At 53.0% G+C, this 16,217-nt stretch carries 12 protein-coding genes; 4 read left to right on the forward strand and 8 right to left on the reverse strand.

Features of this window, described 5'->3' with window-relative positions; genetic code table 11:
• Positions 1-20: 20 nt before the first annotated feature.
• Positions 21-1,556, reverse strand: coding sequence for a SpoVR family protein (locus KVT28_RS01465; protein ID WP_217546474.1), 1,536 nt, complete (start codon positions 1,554-1,556; stop codon positions 21-23).
• A gap of 493 nt (positions 1,557-2,049) precedes the next feature.
• Between KVT28_RS01465 and KVT28_RS01470 the strand changes: the two genes are divergently transcribed.
• Together KVT28_RS01470 and dadX are read left to right on the forward strand one after the other, a co-directional pair.
• Positions 2,050-3,351 (forward strand): D-amino acid dehydrogenase, encoded by a 1,302-nt coding sequence (locus KVT28_RS01470; RefSeq protein WP_101764206.1) that lies wholly within the window; start codon positions 2,050-2,052, stop codon positions 3,349-3,351.
• A gap of 21 nt (positions 3,352-3,372) precedes the next feature.
• Entirely contained in the window at positions 3,373-4,443 is a 1,071-nt protein-coding gene (dadX, locus tag KVT28_RS01475) for a catabolic alanine racemase DadX (RefSeq protein ID WP_192234048.1), read from the forward strand.
• Here the strand turns inward: dadX and KVT28_RS01480 are convergent.
• From KVT28_RS01480 to yeaG, 6 genes are all read right to left on the reverse strand, one after another.
• Positions 4,436-5,629 carry a multidrug effflux MFS transporter gene (locus KVT28_RS01480; protein WP_101764208.1) on the reverse strand — a complete coding sequence of 398 codons (1,194 nt, stop codon included), beginning with the start codon at positions 5,627-5,629 and terminating at the stop codon, positions 4,436-4,438. The genes dadX and KVT28_RS01480 overlap by 8 nt on opposite strands.
• A 113-nt stretch (positions 5,630-5,742) precedes the next feature.
• Entirely contained in the window at positions 5,743-7,209 is a 1,467-nt protein-coding gene (gene wbaP / locus KVT28_RS01485) for an undecaprenyl-phosphate galactose phosphotransferase WbaP (protein ID WP_008110368.1), read from the reverse strand.
• A gap of 377 nt (positions 7,210-7,586) precedes the next feature.
• Entirely contained in the window at positions 7,587-7,820 is a 234-nt protein-coding gene (locus KVT28_RS01490) for a DUF1480 family protein (RefSeq protein WP_110866277.1), read from the reverse strand.
• Positions 7,821-7,897: 77 nt separating this feature from the next.
• The gene (locus KVT28_RS01495; protein WP_217546477.1) at positions 7,898-9,625 is read right to left on the reverse strand and encodes a potassium/proton antiporter; all 1,728 of its coding nucleotides are present in this window, start codon (positions 9,623-9,625) and stop codon (positions 7,898-7,900) included.
• A 230-nt stretch (positions 9,626-9,855) separates the two neighbouring features.
• The gene (locus tag KVT28_RS01500) at positions 9,856-11,133 is read right to left on the reverse strand and encodes a YeaH/YhbH family protein (protein WP_137385905.1); all 1,278 of its coding nucleotides are present in this window, start codon (positions 11,131-11,133) and stop codon (positions 9,856-9,858) included.
• A 91-nt stretch (positions 11,134-11,224) separates the two neighbouring features.
• Complete coding sequence (gene yeaG, locus KVT28_RS01505; RefSeq protein WP_008110364.1) at positions 11,225-13,159, reverse strand: protein kinase YeaG; 1,935 nt, start codon at positions 13,157-13,159, stop codon at positions 11,225-11,227.
• 408 nt (positions 13,160-13,567) lie between these two features.
• Here yeaG and KVT28_RS01510 point away from each other — a divergent pair, with 408 nt between their 5' ends.
• On the forward strand, positions 13,568-14,317 hold the full coding sequence (locus tag KVT28_RS01510; protein ID WP_101764213.1) for a MipA/OmpV family protein: 750 nt from the start codon (positions 13,568-13,570) through the stop codon (positions 14,315-14,317).
• An 80-nt stretch (positions 14,318-14,397) separates the two neighbouring features.
• Positions 14,398-15,249, forward strand: coding sequence for an aldo/keto reductase (locus KVT28_RS01515; protein ID WP_276308742.1), 852 nt, complete (start codon positions 14,398-14,400; stop codon positions 15,247-15,249).
• Between the two features lie 23 nt (positions 15,250-15,272).
• Here the strand turns inward: KVT28_RS01515 and KVT28_RS01520 are convergent, their stop codons facing one another.
• Entirely contained in the window at positions 15,273-16,145 is an 873-nt protein-coding gene (locus KVT28_RS01520; RefSeq protein ID WP_101764215.1) for a D-hexose-6-phosphate mutarotase, read from the reverse strand.
• Between the last annotated feature and the right edge of the window lie 72 nt (positions 16,146-16,217).

A 16,217-nucleotide genomic window follows, 5' to 3' on the forward strand; every position in this document is an offset into this window, starting at 1 on the left:
ACAGTCCGGTTTTTTTTGCCTTACAACGTTGGGCCGCGCGTGGGCGAACGATCCAGCAACTCGACGCTGCCGTCTTCATTCTGCTGTTCCAGAATCACATCAAAGCCCCACAAACGGTGCACATGCTTCAACACTTCTTTGCGGCTCTTATCGAGCGGCGCACGCTGTTGCGGCACATAACGCAGCGTCAGTGAGCGATCGCCACGCAAATCCACGTTATAGACCTGAATGTTAGGTTCCAGATTGCTCAGATTGTACTGCGCCGACAGCTGCTGACGAATGGCGCGATAACCCGCTTCATCATGGATCGCCGCAATTTCGAGGAAATTGTTGCGGTCATCATCCATCACCGTGAACAAGCGGAAATCACGCATCACTTTTGGTGACAAGAATTGGCTGATAAAGCTTTCGTCCTTGAATTCACGCATGGCGAAATGCAGGGTTTTCAGCCAGTCGGAACCGGCAATGTCCGGGAACCAGTAGCGATCTTCTTCGGTCGGTGTCTGACAGATGCGTTTAATGTCCTGGAACATCGCGAAGCCCAGCGCATACGGGTTGATGCCGTTATACCACTGGCTGTTATACGGTGGCTGATACACCACGTTGGTATGGCTGTGCAAGAACTCCATCATAAAGCGTTCCGACACTTTGCCTTCGTCATACAGATGATTAAGGATGGTGTAGTGCCAGAAAGTGGCCCAGCCTTCGTTCATCACCTGCGTCTGTTTCTGCGGATAAAAATACTGGCTAACTTTGCGAACAATGCGCAGCACTTCACGTTGCCAGGATTCCAGCAGCGGCGCATTTTTTTCCATAAAATAGAGCAGGTTTTCCTGCGGTTCAGAAGGGTAGCACGATGCCTCAACGTGCACCGACTCTTTCTCTTTACGCGGCAGGGTGCGCCACAGCGTATTCACCTGACTCTGCAAATACTCTTCGCGGCTCTGCTGGCGCGCCTTCTCTTCCTGCAGCGAAATTTTCTGCGGACGCTTATAGCGATCCACACCGTAGTTCATCAACGCATGGCAGGAATCGAGCAGCCGCTCAACTTCCTCCACGCCATAGCGCTCTTCGCAGTCGGTAATGTAATTTCGCGCAAACAGCAGGTAATCCACAATCGAACTGGCATCGGTCCAGCTGCGGAACAGATAGTTATTTTTAAAGAAAGAGTTGTGACCGTAACAGGCGTGCGCCATTACCAGCGCCTGCATGGTCATGGTGTTCTCTTCCATCAAATAGGCGATACACGGATTGGAGTTGATGACGATCTCATACGCCAGGCCTTGCTGACCATGCTTGTAGCGCTGTTCCGTTTCGATGAATTTCTTGCCGAACGACCAGTGCGCATAGTTGATCGGCATACCCACGCTGGAGTAGGCATCCATCATCTGCTCGGAGGTGATCACTTCAATTTGGTGCGGATAGGTTTCCAGTCCGTAACTTTTGGCTACGCGGTCAATTTCCGCCAGATAATCATCCAGCAGTTCGAAGGTCCAGTCGGGACCATCACTGAGTCGTTTACTGTTGCGGGTTGGCTCGTCAAAGATTGTCGTCATAGCGCACCTCTGTTTTGCAAGCGGCAGGAGTTACCTGTCACGATCGTTTAAGGCCTCATCCTGAGTAAAGATGGCCCAAAAAACTGAGCGAACACTTCAATGATAGTCCACTGTCGCCTATCCGAAACTGAATCTCAATCGAATTCTTTTGGCAGAAAATCATTCAAAAAGCGTTAGTTAAGCCAATACTGATGGCAAATGTTGGCTATTATTCATTTAGCAGAATAATGCTCTGTTTATAAGTGGATTGTATGACTGCGGCGCTTTCTCCTGAAAAAAGTCAAAACCGCTGCCCTCCGCATAATAAATTGCTGATTAAGGGATTTAAGGCATAAAAAATCCTGATTTTGCCGCTGTTGCATGATTTCAGTGTGCAGTCAGGTAAAAAACATGTGAAATAAGTCGGTCGAATGTAAGATTTCAATAGCGGTCGGGTTATGCTGTGTTGGGCTGGGTTAATAGTTAATTATTCTTTTGCTGCGACGAGGGGCTTATGCGCGTAGTGATTCTTGGTAGTGGTGTGGTTGGGGTAGCGAGCGCATGGTATCTGGCGCAGGCCGGACATGAGGTCACGGTTATCGATCGTCAACCTGCCGCCGCGCTGGAGACCAGCGCCGGTAATGCGGGACAGATTTCACCGGGCTATGCTGCGCCCTGGGCGGCGCCGGGCGTTCCGCTGAAAGCGGTCAAATGGATGTTCCAGCGTCACGCGCCGCTGGCGGTACGTCTTGATGGCAGCAAATTCCAGCTGGAATGGATGTGGAATATGCTGCGAAACTGCGACATGCAGCACTATCAAGAGAATAAGAGCCGCATGGTGCGCATCGCGGAGTACAGCCGCGACTGCCTGAAAACGCTGCGCGCCAGCACCGGCATTGCCTATGAAGGTCGGCAGGGCGGCACGCTGCAGCTGTTCCGCACTCAGCAACAGTTCGAAAGTGCCAGCAAAGATATCGCCGTGCTGCGCGATGCGGGCGTGCCCTATGAGTTGCTGGAAGCGCATCAGCTCAAAAATGTCGAACCTGCGCTGGCGGCAACGGCGCATAAACTCACCGGCGGTTTGCGTCTTCCTAACGACGAAACCGGCGACTGCCAACTGTTCACCCAACGTCTGGCTGCGATGGCAGCAGCGGCGGGCGTAACCTTCCGCTACAACACCTCGGTTGATCAGTTGTTGCGTGAGGGCAATCGCATTTATGGCGTGAAGTGTGGCGATGAAGTGATCAAAGCCGATGCTTACGTGGTGGCATTCGGTTCCTATTCAACCGCGCTGCTGAAAGACATTCTCGCCATCCCGGTTTACCCGTTGAAAGGCTATTCGCTGACGATTCCAATCAAGAATGCCGACGCCGCACCGGTTTCCACCATCCTCGATGAAACCTACAAAGTGGCGGTAACGCGCTTTGACGATCGCATTCGCGTGGGCGGCATGGCAGAAATTGTTGGTTTTAACACCAAACTGTTGCCGGCACGACGCGAAACGCTGGAGATGGTGGTCCGCGATCTCTATCCTGAAGGCGGTTTTGTCGAACAGGCCACGTTCTGGACCGGACTGCGTCCAATGACGCCAGACGGTACGCCGATTGTCGGGCGCACGCCGCTCTCCAATCTCTATCTCAATACCGGTCACGGTACGCTGGGATGGACGATGGCTTGTGGTTCCGGTCAGCTTCTGGCTGATTTAATTTCCGGTCAGAAACCGGCGATTGCCGCAGATGATTTGTCAGTGCTGCGCTACCTGCCAGGTTTTGAGCCACATTCTTCGCCACTGCGTAACGCCAGCGCGGCGCGCTGAGACCTCAGGGAGAGTAAAAGCATGTCACGTCCAACCGGTGCCACCATCAATCAACAGGCACTGCGTCATAATCTGGCCGTTGTTCGCCGGGCGGCCCCGCAATCACGCGTCTGGTCGGTGGTAAAAGCCAATGCGTATGGTCACGGTGTGGCTCGCGTGTGGCAAAGCCTGGCAGAAACCGATGGTTTCGCGCTGCTGAATATGGAAGAGGCGATCCTGCTGCGTGAGCAGGGCTGGAAAAAACCGATCCTGCTGCTGGAAGGTTTCTTTCATGCCGAGGATTTAGCGCTAATCGATCGTTACCGCCTCACCACCAGCGTGCACAGCAACTGGCAGATTCAGGCGCTGGCAAAAGCGCAGCTGTCGGCACCGGTCGATGTGTACCTCAAAATCAACAGCGGCATGAACCGGCTTGGTTTCCGTCCTGAGCAGGCTCATGCGGCGTGGCAAAAACTGCGCGCTCTGCCGAACGTCGGTGCAATGACGCTGATGGCGCACTTCGCTGATGCAGAAAATCCGCAAGGAGTTGTTGAGCCGATGAAGCGCGTCGAACTGGCGGCGGAAGGGCTCGATTGTCCGCGTTCCCTGTCTAACTCTGCGGCTACGCTGTGGCATCCTGAAGCGCATTTTGACTGGGTGCGTCCCGGCATTATTCTCTATGGCGCGTCACCGAGCGGCGACTGGCAGGATATCGCCAGCACCGGATTGCAGCCGGTGATGACGCTCACCAGCGAAATCATTGGCGTGCAGCAGCTGAATGCCGGTGACGGCGTGGGTTACGGTTATCGCTATCACGCCAGCGGCACCCAGCGTATCGGCATTGTCGCCTGTGGTTACGCCGACGGTTATCCGCGTCATGCGCCCACCGGCACGCCAGTCAGCGTGGATGGCATACGCACGCAAACGCTGGGCGCCATCTCCATGGACATGATGATGATCGATTTAGAACCTTGCCCGCAGGCCGGCATCGGTTCAAAGGTGGAGCTGTGGGGCAATCAGGTGAAGATCGATGAGGTGGCAAAAGCCGCCGGAACGGTGGGCTACGAGCTGATGTGTGCGCTCGCGCCACGCGTTCCGGTTGAGGTTATTTAAGCGCGGTCACGCGACCGTGCATTTTCTTACTGCAGCGCCAGGCGGTCAGTGCCAGCGCTGCACCCAGCAGCATCATCAATGCCAGTGACGACTTCTCCGCAACGGGCAATGCCACGATTGCCATGCTGCCGCCCGCACCACACGCCATCTGAATAAATCCCTGCAGTGCTGAGGCCACGCCCGCTTGCTGCTGATATGGCTCCAGCGCGTAGCTGGTGGCGGGACCGACCGTGAACGCCAGGCCAGCAACGGAAACCGCCACGGGAATCATGTACAGCGCCCAATGGTTTTGCCACGCCGCCGGTAACAGCGTGGTGCCCATCATCAGAAGAATTGCGCCGATCAACATGGTGGCGAAACCCATCGCCAGGCAGAACGGGCGTCCCGCTTTGCGAATGGTTTTGTTTACGAACGCGCTAACCAGCATGATCCAAAACCCGTTGGCGCCAAAGGCGAAAGAGAATTGCAACGGCGTCAGGCCGCCTTCGGTCATCAGCACGTGTGGCGCCAGAGACACATAGGTCAGCACCATGCCCAGCGCGCCGGCATTGGCAAAGGCAAAGGCGAGAAAGCGCGGTTCACGGGCGATGGCAGCATACTGCGCCAGCGGTAAACCTTTAACGCGTAAGGTGTCCGCCGGGCGCGTTTCGGGCAGCCACAGCAGGACGATCAAGCCGATCACCACCGCATAGCCGCACAGGAACCAGAACGGCATCCGCCAGCCGTAGGCTTCGGCGAGGATCCCACCCAGCAGTGGCGCCAGCGCGGGAACGATATTCAGCGCACCATTGAGAAAGCCGTAAGCGCGTGCGGCATCCTCGCCACTGAGACGGTCACGCACGCCGCTGAAGGCCACCACCGCCGTGCAGCACACCGCGCAACCCTGAATGATGCGGGCGAGAAAGAACACCGGCCACAGCGTGCTCGTGGCGGCAATCGCGCTGCCAATGATGTAAAGCGCAAGACCAATTAACGCGAGCGGCTTACGACCAAAATTATCCACCAGCGGACCGGTGATCAATTGGCCAATGCCCATCACCAATAAAAACAGAGGAATCGTGATTTGGATGAGGCTCACCGGGCTGTTAAGACCTTCGGCGATTTGCGGCAATGTCGGGAGGTAAAGATCAATGCCAAGCGGCGCCAGCAGCACCAGGCTAAGAAGTATTAAGGTGAATTTTTGCATTACGAACCGGACGACCTGTTAAACAATCCGGAAGGGTAATGACTCTTAGGGGAAAAAGAAAGGGATAATAAAAGCGATGCCTGCCGAAGTGCACAGGCACCGCCTCGAGGGTATTAGTAAGCGCCGTCGCGACGAACCACTACGCCAGCGGTTTTGAACAGAATTGCAATGTCAGTCCATAACGCCCAGTTTTTCACGTACCAGGAATCGAAGTAGACGCGCGTATCGTAGTCGATGTCGTTACGTCCGCTGACCTGCCACAAGCCGGTCATGCCCGGTTTCGCCATCAGGTAGTAATCCACATCACCGGCATAACGCTCCAGTTCTGCTTCAATCACCGGACGCGGACCGACCAGACTCATTTCGCCACGAATGACATTCCACAACTGTGGCAGCTCATCAAGGCTGGTTTTGCGCAGGAAGTTACCAATTTTGGTCACACGCGGATCGTTTTTCAGTTTGAAATCACGGTCCCATTCGGCACGCGCTTCCTCGCTGGTCGCCAGCAAATTTTGCAGCACTTCCTGCGAGTTGGTCACCATTGAGCGGAACTTCAGGCACTTAAACTTCACGCCATCTTGCCCAACGCGTTCATGACCATAAATCGCATTGCCGCCGTCACGTTTCACCATCGCACACAGCAGTCCAAATACCGGTCCGAGGAACAGCAGCAGCATGGATGCCACCACGATATCGAAGGTGCGTTTCAGGAAGCGCGAAGAGCGTTTCGCCAGGTTGTTGCTGACGCGCAAAATCATCACTTCATGGCTGAAGATGAATGACATATCGGTGCCATACAGCGGCACGCCGCGCAGCGTTGGGATCACGGAGATTGAACGGCACTTCATTTTGGACAGGAACTTCAGCCATTTATCGCGCACCACTTGCTGCTCAAATTCGGTGGCGACGATAAATTGCGTGTTGTCACGGTCCATGGTTTGCCAGTTGATGTCTTTCCAGGTGATCACCGGAACGCCATTAACCTTCTCATGCTGTTGGTCATCATCCAGCGAGATAAACGCCTGCACGTTATAACCGAGGATCTCCTCGCTCTGCAGCGCCGCATAAGCTTCCATGGCATTTTTACCGGAACCAATGATGATGGTTTCCTTCTGCCACTGACCTGCGCGGTTGATGGCGCGTTTTACCACGGCACGCATCAGCGGCAGCAGCAGCAGAGCGTAAGTCCAGCTAAATACCCAAACCATGCGCGAGAAGTCCCATTTTGAAAAGGCAATCAACGCCAGATCAAGCAGAGAGAAGACGAACAGGGTTTTAATCACTTCTTTCAGTTCAAACCAAAACGGCTTGCGATAAGTGTAGTGACGCATACGCACCCAGAACCAGGCGGTGCAAAGAATAGAAAGGCTAAATTGGGCAATAAACCGGTATTCAATCTGCTGGGGCGGAATAAAGGTATCCAGTTCGCCCCAAATACCTTGAACGGTGGCGGCAGATAAAAACAATGCCAGATTTAATGCAATTAAATCCGAGAAACTAAGTGCGACTTTTGCGATGAGGTTTTTGCGCAGTCCGCTCCACGAGCGGGTTGCATCATTCATTATCAAAGTACTTGCCATAAAACCTGCTCTCTTTTCTTAAGTAAAAGATGGCCTGACCAGAATCAAGTACGCGCTCAGGAGTGGTCCGCTGAAAAATGGAAAGAATAATTCTTTCAGCGAGATATAAGTCAGTGCTGCCATAAGCGCTGCAAGGAAAGGACCGTTTGAGACGTGATGCACGTCACGAAAAGCTGCAGCAACGTTTAAGAGTATGCAGGAGTTATTTGACAGAGTTAATATGGAAATAGTCTGAAAAGGAAATAAATGACTAAAGAAATAATTGGCTATTTAATTGAAATGTATGGTTAAAGGTTAATTAGTCGCGCATATTACGCTTCATTTTAAGACAGCTTTTCGGAATGACCGCCATTCACATCAATGGCGGAGCCAGCCAATCAGGCGGGTTTTTTTAATACCCACAGGTCCTGCTGCTTGTCATAGTGTCCGATTTGCAGATCGACAGCCTCTTCATCAATCCATGCCGGTACACTGGTATCCACATCCCAGCCGTCGAGTTGGTCACTCAGGCCGGGATTGGTATGGCAGGGAATACTGACAGTGTCGCCATTGTCACTATTGAACTCTGCATCAACGATTTCATATTGACCAATCTTCACCACGCGTCCCATTACATTCTCCCGTATTTGCTGGGTTGAATAGTGAGCATAGTCGTTCACACGCAGTTTACGAGCGATAAAGCCTCGGATTAATCCTTGTCTTCGCTGACGCGCACACCGACCTTCACAATCTGGTTATCTTCTTTCTCTGCCACCGTCCAGGTTAACTGCTTCCATTCGACCTGATCGCCCACCACTGGCGTGCTGCCGAGCAAACTCATTACCAGCTGTCCTAGCGACTGCTGATCGTTGGTCTGTTCATCTAACTCCAGGCCGTAAATTTGCGCCACGTCGCGCAGGCGCGCCTCGGCATCCAGAATAAAGTCGCCGAAGAAGCGTTGATCCAGCGATACCGGCGGCGATTGGCTGAACATTTTACCCAAGGCGGGGAGATCACGTTCACGGCCAATCACACACAGCACATCGCCTTCTTTCAGGCGCGTATTGCCGTTGGGATGCATTAACGCGTTATCGCGGAACAGGGCGGCGATGCGGGTTTCGCGCGGCATCTGCAAATCACGCAGCGCTGCGCCGACGCACCATTTGTCGGCGCTCAGCTGATAAATAAATTGTTCCCACGGATTCTCCGGATGGATATCCAGCCCAACCCGGCTAATCGGCGAGGCGGTTGGTGGCACCACCACTTTGGCGCGTTTGGCGGCATAGCCCAGCGAGGTACCTTGCAGCATCAACGACACCAACACTACAAAGAAAGCGATGTTGAAGTAGAGCTTGGCGTTCTCCAGTCCGGCCATCATCGGAAATACGGCGAGGATGATCGGCACTGCGCCACGTAAGCCCACCCAACTGATGAAGATACGTTCGCGTCCGGTGAAGCCTTTGAAAGGTAACAGACCAACCAGAATCGACAGCGGGCGCGCTACCAGAATCAACCACAGCGACAGAATCATCGCCGGCACCGCGATGTGCCACAAATCGGAGGGTGTCACCAGCAAGCCCAGCACAATGAACATGCCGATTTGGCTCAGCCATGCCATACCATCAAAAGTTTGCAAAATACCGTGGCGGTTGCGAATCGGGCTGTTGCCCAGCAGGAAGCCGCAAAGATAAACCGCCAGAATGCCGCTGCCTTCCATCACGGTGGTGAGCGCAAACACGATGATGCCGCCACTCACCGCCAGCAGCGGATATAAACCCTGCGCCAGATTAATACGGTTAATCAACTGCTGCAGCGCCCAGCCGCCGCCCAGGCCCAATACGATGCCAAGACCAAACTGCTGCACCAGATGCACCACAAACATCCAGCTCAGGCGGGACTGGCCTTGCTGAATCATGTCGATCAGCGTGATGGTGAGAAACACCGCCATCGGATCGTTGCTGCCGGATTCAATCTCCAGCGTGGAGCTGACACGTTCATTGAGGCCTTTATCACCCAGCAGCGAAAATACGGCGGCGGCATCGGTAGAACCGATAATCGCGCCAATCAGAAAGCCCTGCATCAGATCGAGCTTAAACAGCCAGGCAGCGGCAACGCCGGTTAACCCTGCGGTGATCATCACGCCAACCGTCGCCAGCGATAATGCCGGGCCGAGCGCCACCTTTAGCGAAGACGCTTTGGTGCGCATCCCGCCATCAAGCAAGATGATGGCTAAAGCGAGGTTGGAGACCAGATAGGCGACGGGATAGTTGTCAAAGGCGATGCCACCGATACCATCAATCCCGGCCAACATGCCGAGAGCGAGGAAGATCACCAGAATCGGAATGCCAAGGCGTGATGAAAAGGAACTGAGCAAAATACTTGCTGCTACCAGCACGGACCCAATAATGAACAAACTGTAAATCATGCTGGTATTCAACGGCGTTCTCCTGCGGTGGGGCAAAAAAGACAAACTGCGGGCGATTCACACAGACAAGGTGGAAAGATAATGCCTTATCAATAGCTTGTCAGCGCTTAATTGCACATTTTTTCATTCTGTGGGGCCGCATCCCATATACAGCTAAATTTGTATGAAAAAACAACAGGAAATGGCGCGAAGTGAGCGGGGCTGCTGCAAAGAAAAAGCCGGTCAGTGACCGGCTTATAAACTTAGGCTTCTGCAGCCTGTTTGTGGAAAAGTTCTCTAAATACCGGATAGATGTCTTCTGGCTCGCGAATATGTTGGATTGCGAAGTTATCAAACATTGCCTGCAGATGTTCATACTCGCGCCATAAGGTCTGGTGCGCGCGACGCGTGATCTCGATATAGCTGTAATAACGCACAACCGGCAGAATATGTTTGGCTAAGATCTCGTGGCAGAGTGGTGAATCATCGGCCCAGTTATCCCCATCCGACGCTTGCGCCGCATAGATGTTCCACTGTGACGGGTCATAACGCTCTTTAACCACCTCATCCATTAACTTCAGTGCACTGGAAACAATGGTGCCGCCCGTTTCCTGCGAGTAGAAGAACTCCTGTTCGTCGACCTCTTTCGCCTGAGTGTGATGCCGGATGTACACCACGTCGACGTTCTTGTAGGTACGGCTCAGGAACAGATACAGCAGAATGTAGAAACGCTTCGCCATATCTTTGGTGGCTTGATCCATCGAACCAGACACGTCCATCAGGCAGAACATCACGGCCTGGCTTGAAGGTTCTGGTCGCTTCTCGAAGTTTTTGTAGCGCAGGTCAAAGGTATCGATAAACGGCACGCGGTCGATGCGCGCGCGCAACTCAGCGATCTCTTTACGTAAACGCTCCTCTTCCAGTAACTGCGCCGGTTCGCTGGTTTCCACTTCGGATAGCGTAGCTTCCAGTTCGTTTAACATGCGCCGTTTACCCGCCGTCATCGCCGTACGACGAGCCAGCGAGTTCTGCAGCGAGCGCACCACGCTGATATTAGCCGGCGTACCGTTTGAGGTGTAGCCCGCGCGATGGGTTTTGTACTCGTTTAACTGCCGATGCTGATTCTTGCGCAGGTTCGGCAACGCCAAATCTTCGAACAGAAGATCGAGATATTCATCTTTAGATATCTGGAAGCTGAATTCGTCCTGGCCTTCACCATCCTGACTGGCGTTGCCCTGGCCGCTACCGCCGCTGCCGCCGCCACCTTGCGGACGTTCAATGCGATCGTTTTGCACGAAATGGTCATTCCCAGGATGCACGCGATGGCGACTGCCGCCGCGGCCCTGATGGAAGCTCGGTTCGTTGATATCGTCAATTGGAATCGAGACCGATTCACCGCTCTCGACATCGGTCACCGAACGCTTGTTGATGGCCTCGGAGATCGATTGCTTGATTTGCGACTTATAACGGCGCAGAAAGCGCTGCCGATTGACGGCGCTTTTGTTCTTACCGTTGAGACGCCGATCGATAAAATAGGCCATAAAAATCCCCCAAACTGCATTGCAAGCTTAGGCCGGGAAAACCCGGCCTCCTGTTGCAGCACCGAAGCACCGCGACGCTTACAGATAACGATTATGAAGATTTACGCACGCGCAGATACCACTCGCACAGCAGGCGTACTTGCTTGCGGGTATAGCCTTTTTCCATCATGCGATCGACAAAATCATCGTGTTTTTTCTGCTCGTCCGTTGAGGTTTTGGTATTGAACGAAATCACCGGCAGCAACTCTTCGGTGTTCGAGAACATTTTCTTCTCGATGACCGTGCGCAGTTTTTCGTAGCTGGTCCAGTTCGGATTGCGTCCGCTATTCTGCGCACGGGCACGCAGCACAAAGTTGACAATCTCGTTACGGAAATCTTTCGGGTTACTGATCCCGGCAGGTTTCTCGATCTTTTCCAGCTCGGCGTTCAGCGATTCGCGGTCAAACAGCTGTCCGGTGTCAGGATCGCGGTACTCTTGATCCTGAATCCAGAAATCAGCGTAGGTAACGTAGCGATCAAAGATGTTTTGACCGTATTCAGAGTAGGACTCCAGATACGCGGTCTGAATCTCTTTACCGATAAATTCGGCGTATTTTGGAATCAAATAGCCTTTCAGGTGCTCCAGATACTTCTCGGCTTGATCCTGAGGGAACTGCTCGCGCTCAATTTGCTGCTCCAGCACGTAGAACAGATGCACCGGGTTGGCCGCCACTTCAGCATGGTCAAAGTTGAACACGCGCGACAGGATTTTAAACGCGAAGCGGGTTGAAAGACCGTTCATGCCCTCATCAACGCCCGCGTAATCGTGATACTCCTGCCAGGATTTGGCTTTTGGATCGGTATCTTTCAGACTTTCGCCATCATAAACGCGCATTTTCGAGTAGATGCTGGAGTTTTCCGGCTCTTTCAAACGCGATAGGATCGAGAAGCGGGCCAGGGTTTCCAGCGTGCCCGGCGCGCATGGCGCCGTGGTCAACTCACTGTGATCCAACAGTTTGTTATAGATCTTAATCTCTTCGGAAACGCGTAGGCAGTAAGGCACTTTGACGATGTAAACACGGTCAAGGAATGCCTCATTGTTTTTGTTATTACGGAAGGTGACCCATTCTGATTCGTTGGAGTGCGCCAGAATGATGCCGTTGAACGGCAGGGCAGAGATCCCTTCGGTACCGTTGTAGTTACCTTCCTGCGTGGCGGTCAGCAGTGGATGTAGCACTTTAATCGGTGCTTTAAACATCTCCACGAATTCCATCACGCCCTGATTCGCGCGGCAAAGTGCACCTGAATAGCCGTAAGCATCAGGATCATTTTGCGCGTGATTTTCCAGCTTGCGGATATCCACTTTACCGACCAACGCAGAAATATCCTGGTTGTTCTCATCGCCCGGTTCTGTTTTGGCAATCGCTACCTGCTCCAGAATCGACGGCCACACTTTCACCACTTTGAAGCGGGTGATATCGCCGCCAAACTCATGCAGGCGTTTCGCCGCCCAGGGCGACATGATGGTGCCCAGATAACGCCGTGGCACGCCATACTCTTTTTCCAGAATATTGGCGTCTTCCTGCGGGTTAAACAGGCAGAGCGGATGATCGTTTACCGGGCTGCGCTCGCCGTCGGCGCTCAGCACATAGATCGGCACACGCTGCATCAGCGCTTTCAGGCGCTCGGCCAATGAGGATTTACCGCCACCCACCGGGCCCAGTAAGTAAAGGATCTGTTTCTTCTCTTCCAAACCCTGCGCGGCGTGTTTCAGGTAGGAGACGATTTGCTCAATCGCTTCCTCCATACCGTAAAACTCTTCGAAGGCCGGGTAGCGTCCCATGACGCGGTTGGAAAAGATTCGGGAAAGGCGAGGCTCTTGCGCAGTGTCAACCATCACCGGCTCACCGATGGCCATTAATAGTCGCTCGGCAGCGTTGGCGTATGCACTGCGATCCTGTTTACAGATGGCGAGGAATTCCTGCAATGAGAACTCTTCGTCCTTGGCAGCTTCATAACGCTGACGATAGTGATCGAATATATTCATAGCGATGCCCGTCCTTTCGTTTTTAGCACAGGTAAAGGAGCGTAATAAAAGTTTGTAGCAGCTCCCGGAAGATATTCTTTATTGAGTACAGCAACCCTTATGCCAACCTGACGTTTTTTTATCGGGATACACAATTCTTATGGTTACTCTGCTCGTACAAAAAAGTCTCGTCTTACATTTAACTGTAGAAGGCATTCAGAAAACCTGCAGCCACTTTTCTCCTTATTCGGCGATATATCAATAACAAAGTCTCATAAGCACTGAGGCAATCAACCTAAGCCGTGAGAGCGATGAAGCCATTGAGAATATTTCGCTATGCTGGTTAGAGAGCATCATTAAACGTTAACCGATAGCAAAATTTTGGTTAGACTCTGCGTGTGATTGTTATATTAATGGACTGAATAAATTGTGAACCAATTCAAACTTAAAGCGCTTACTCTGGCTATTCCTTGTTATTTTGCGGCGTTCGGCACTCATGCAGAACCCTTATCTCTTGGCGCTTCGGTGATTTATGCGCAGTCACCTTATCGGGGCGGACAAGACCGCTATCTGCCGATTCCGGTGATTAATTATGAAGGTGAAAACTTCTGGTTCCGTAGCCTGCAAGGCGGCTATTACCTGTGGAAAGACCCGCAGAATCAGCTGTCGCTGACGGTGCTGGGATCGCCGCAGCAGTACGATCCGAAAGACAACGATTTGGGTGACATGAAAGCGCTGGATAAGCGCCGTATGACGCTGATGGCTGGCGCCAACTATCGCCACGTTGCCGATTGGGGTATCGTGCGCACCGCTCTGCTGGGTGATGTGCTCAATAACAGCAATGGGTTAATCTGGGATCTCACCTATCTATATCGCTTTGATTTCGGCGCATTCAGCCTGACGCCGGGCATTGGTGCCATGTGGAACAGCGCCAATCAAAACCGTTATTACTACGGTGTTTCATCCCATGAAAGTGCGCGAACCGGCATCGCTGAGTATCATCCAGACGACAGCTGGTCGCCGTATGTCGAGATGAATGCCAGCTACCAAATCAGCGAAAGCTGGAACGCCAGCTTGTCAGGTCGCTACACGCGCTTCGACAGCGAAATTAAAGACAGCCCGATGGTCGATAAGAGTGGCCAGTTCACACTCTGGACCGGCATCAGTTACAGCTTCTAACGATTAAATAAACGCCTCGTAATGAGGCGTTTTTCTTACATTGCACCAATTCAGAGCCCCATATCAGCGCAACAGGAGGAGTGATGAAGACTATCCAATTTCACGGTGAATCAGCTTTACCCGCTATTGGCCAGGGAACCTGGTATATGGGTGAGAATGCAGCGCTGCGCAGCCAGGAAGTGGGCGCACTGCAGGCGGGTTTAGATCTTGGACTTAAGGTTATCGACACGGCGGAAATGTATGCGGAAGGCGCTGCCGAAGAGGTGGTCGGCGAAGCGTTACGCGGCCGTCGCGATCAAGCCTGGCTGGTATCGAAGGTGTATCCCTGGAATGCCGGTGAAGTCGATGCTATCGAGGCCTGCGAGCGCAGTCTGCGCCGTCTGCAAACCGATTACCTCGATCTCTACCTGCTGCACTGGCGCGGCAATGTCCCTTTAGAAGAAACCATTCGTGCGATGGGATCCTTGCAGCAGCAAGGCAAAATCCGCTATTGGGGCGTCTCGAACTTTGACCATGACGATATGCTGGAACTGTGGCAAGAGCCCGGCGGCAAATCCTGTTTAACCAATCAGGTGCTGTACCACTTAGCGTCCCGCGGGATCGAGTACGATTTGTTGCCACAGTGTCAGCAGCGCGAGATGCCGATTATGGCCTATTGCCCGTTAGCGCAGGCTGGACGACTGCGACAGGCGCTGTTTAACGATGCGCATCTTAAACAGATTGCACAACAGAAGGGCATCAGCGTGGCGCAAGTGCTATTGGCCTGGGTGATCCGTCAGCAAGGCGTTTTGGCCATTCCTAAAGCCAGCAGCGTTTCACATGTGCAGCAAAACGCGGCCGCGCTAAGCATCAATCTGACTAATGAAGAGCTGAGCATCATTGATCGGGCGTTTCCTGCGCCTCAATCTAAAACTGCGTTAGATGTGGTTTAGCGGCGCAACGGCGCCGCATCTTATTACTTATTAACGATACGAATCGTGGTGCCCAAACGCGCAGGGGATTCACCCGCGCTTTTTAACGGCTTGCTAATGCGCGCCGTTTCCACGCACACCATAGTTTTATAGCCTTCATTTGGCATGTCCCCCATACTGCATGATAACTCCGGACCTGGATTCCACGTGACAACGTCACTCTGATAGTGGTGATAGACTTCAATCTGGCGTTTGCCCGCTTTATCGTGAATCACGCTGCAGTCATCCGCTGCGGTGTGAATACGATCCACGCGGTTGGGATAGGTCTGCTTGCCGTCGGATGCGCCAACAGCATTATCGTTAACCTTATCGATAAAACTGTTACCTAATCCGCTCACTTCGACCTGAGAGATATCCGCAATCTGGAAGTAGCTGTGCAGCGCTGCGGTGGCTTCATAGTCGCCGTAAGCTTCCAGCTCAATTTCACAATGCTCAGCAATCCGGAAGCGAGCAAGCAGGGTGAAATCGTGCGGCCAGAGCTTTTTGGTTTGTGCGTTGCTTTCCAGCGTAAAAGTCAGCATTACCGCATCTTCGTTTTCGTCATGGGCGGTCAGCGTCCACGGCATATTGCGTGCAAAACCGTGCGCCGGTTCACCTGCCGGACCAAACCACGGCCAGCAAATAGGTACGCCCCCGCGGATTGCTTTACCTGTAGTAAATGGGGTCTTTTCACTGAGCCAAATCACCGGTTTTTGGCCGCTAGGCTGCCACGAAAGCAGATGCGCACCTTGCAGGGCAATCGCCGCACGCACTTTAGGATGGCTGATTACCACAATCGGCAAATCACTCTGCTGACGCTGTGACAGATAAGGGGTGATTTGATTCACTACCGGAAGGGTATAAAGCGTATCTTGCATGGTCAGACCTTCTCTTTTATCCAGTCGAAAAAAAGGGGCGACCGAAGTCACCCCTTGTCCGTTTAGCCGGTT

Source organism: Pantoea sp. GbtcB22, from assembly GCF_019091025.1.
In the GTDB taxonomy this organism is placed as follows: Bacteria; Pseudomonadota; Gammaproteobacteria; order Enterobacterales; family Enterobacteriaceae; genus Pantoea; species Pantoea leporis.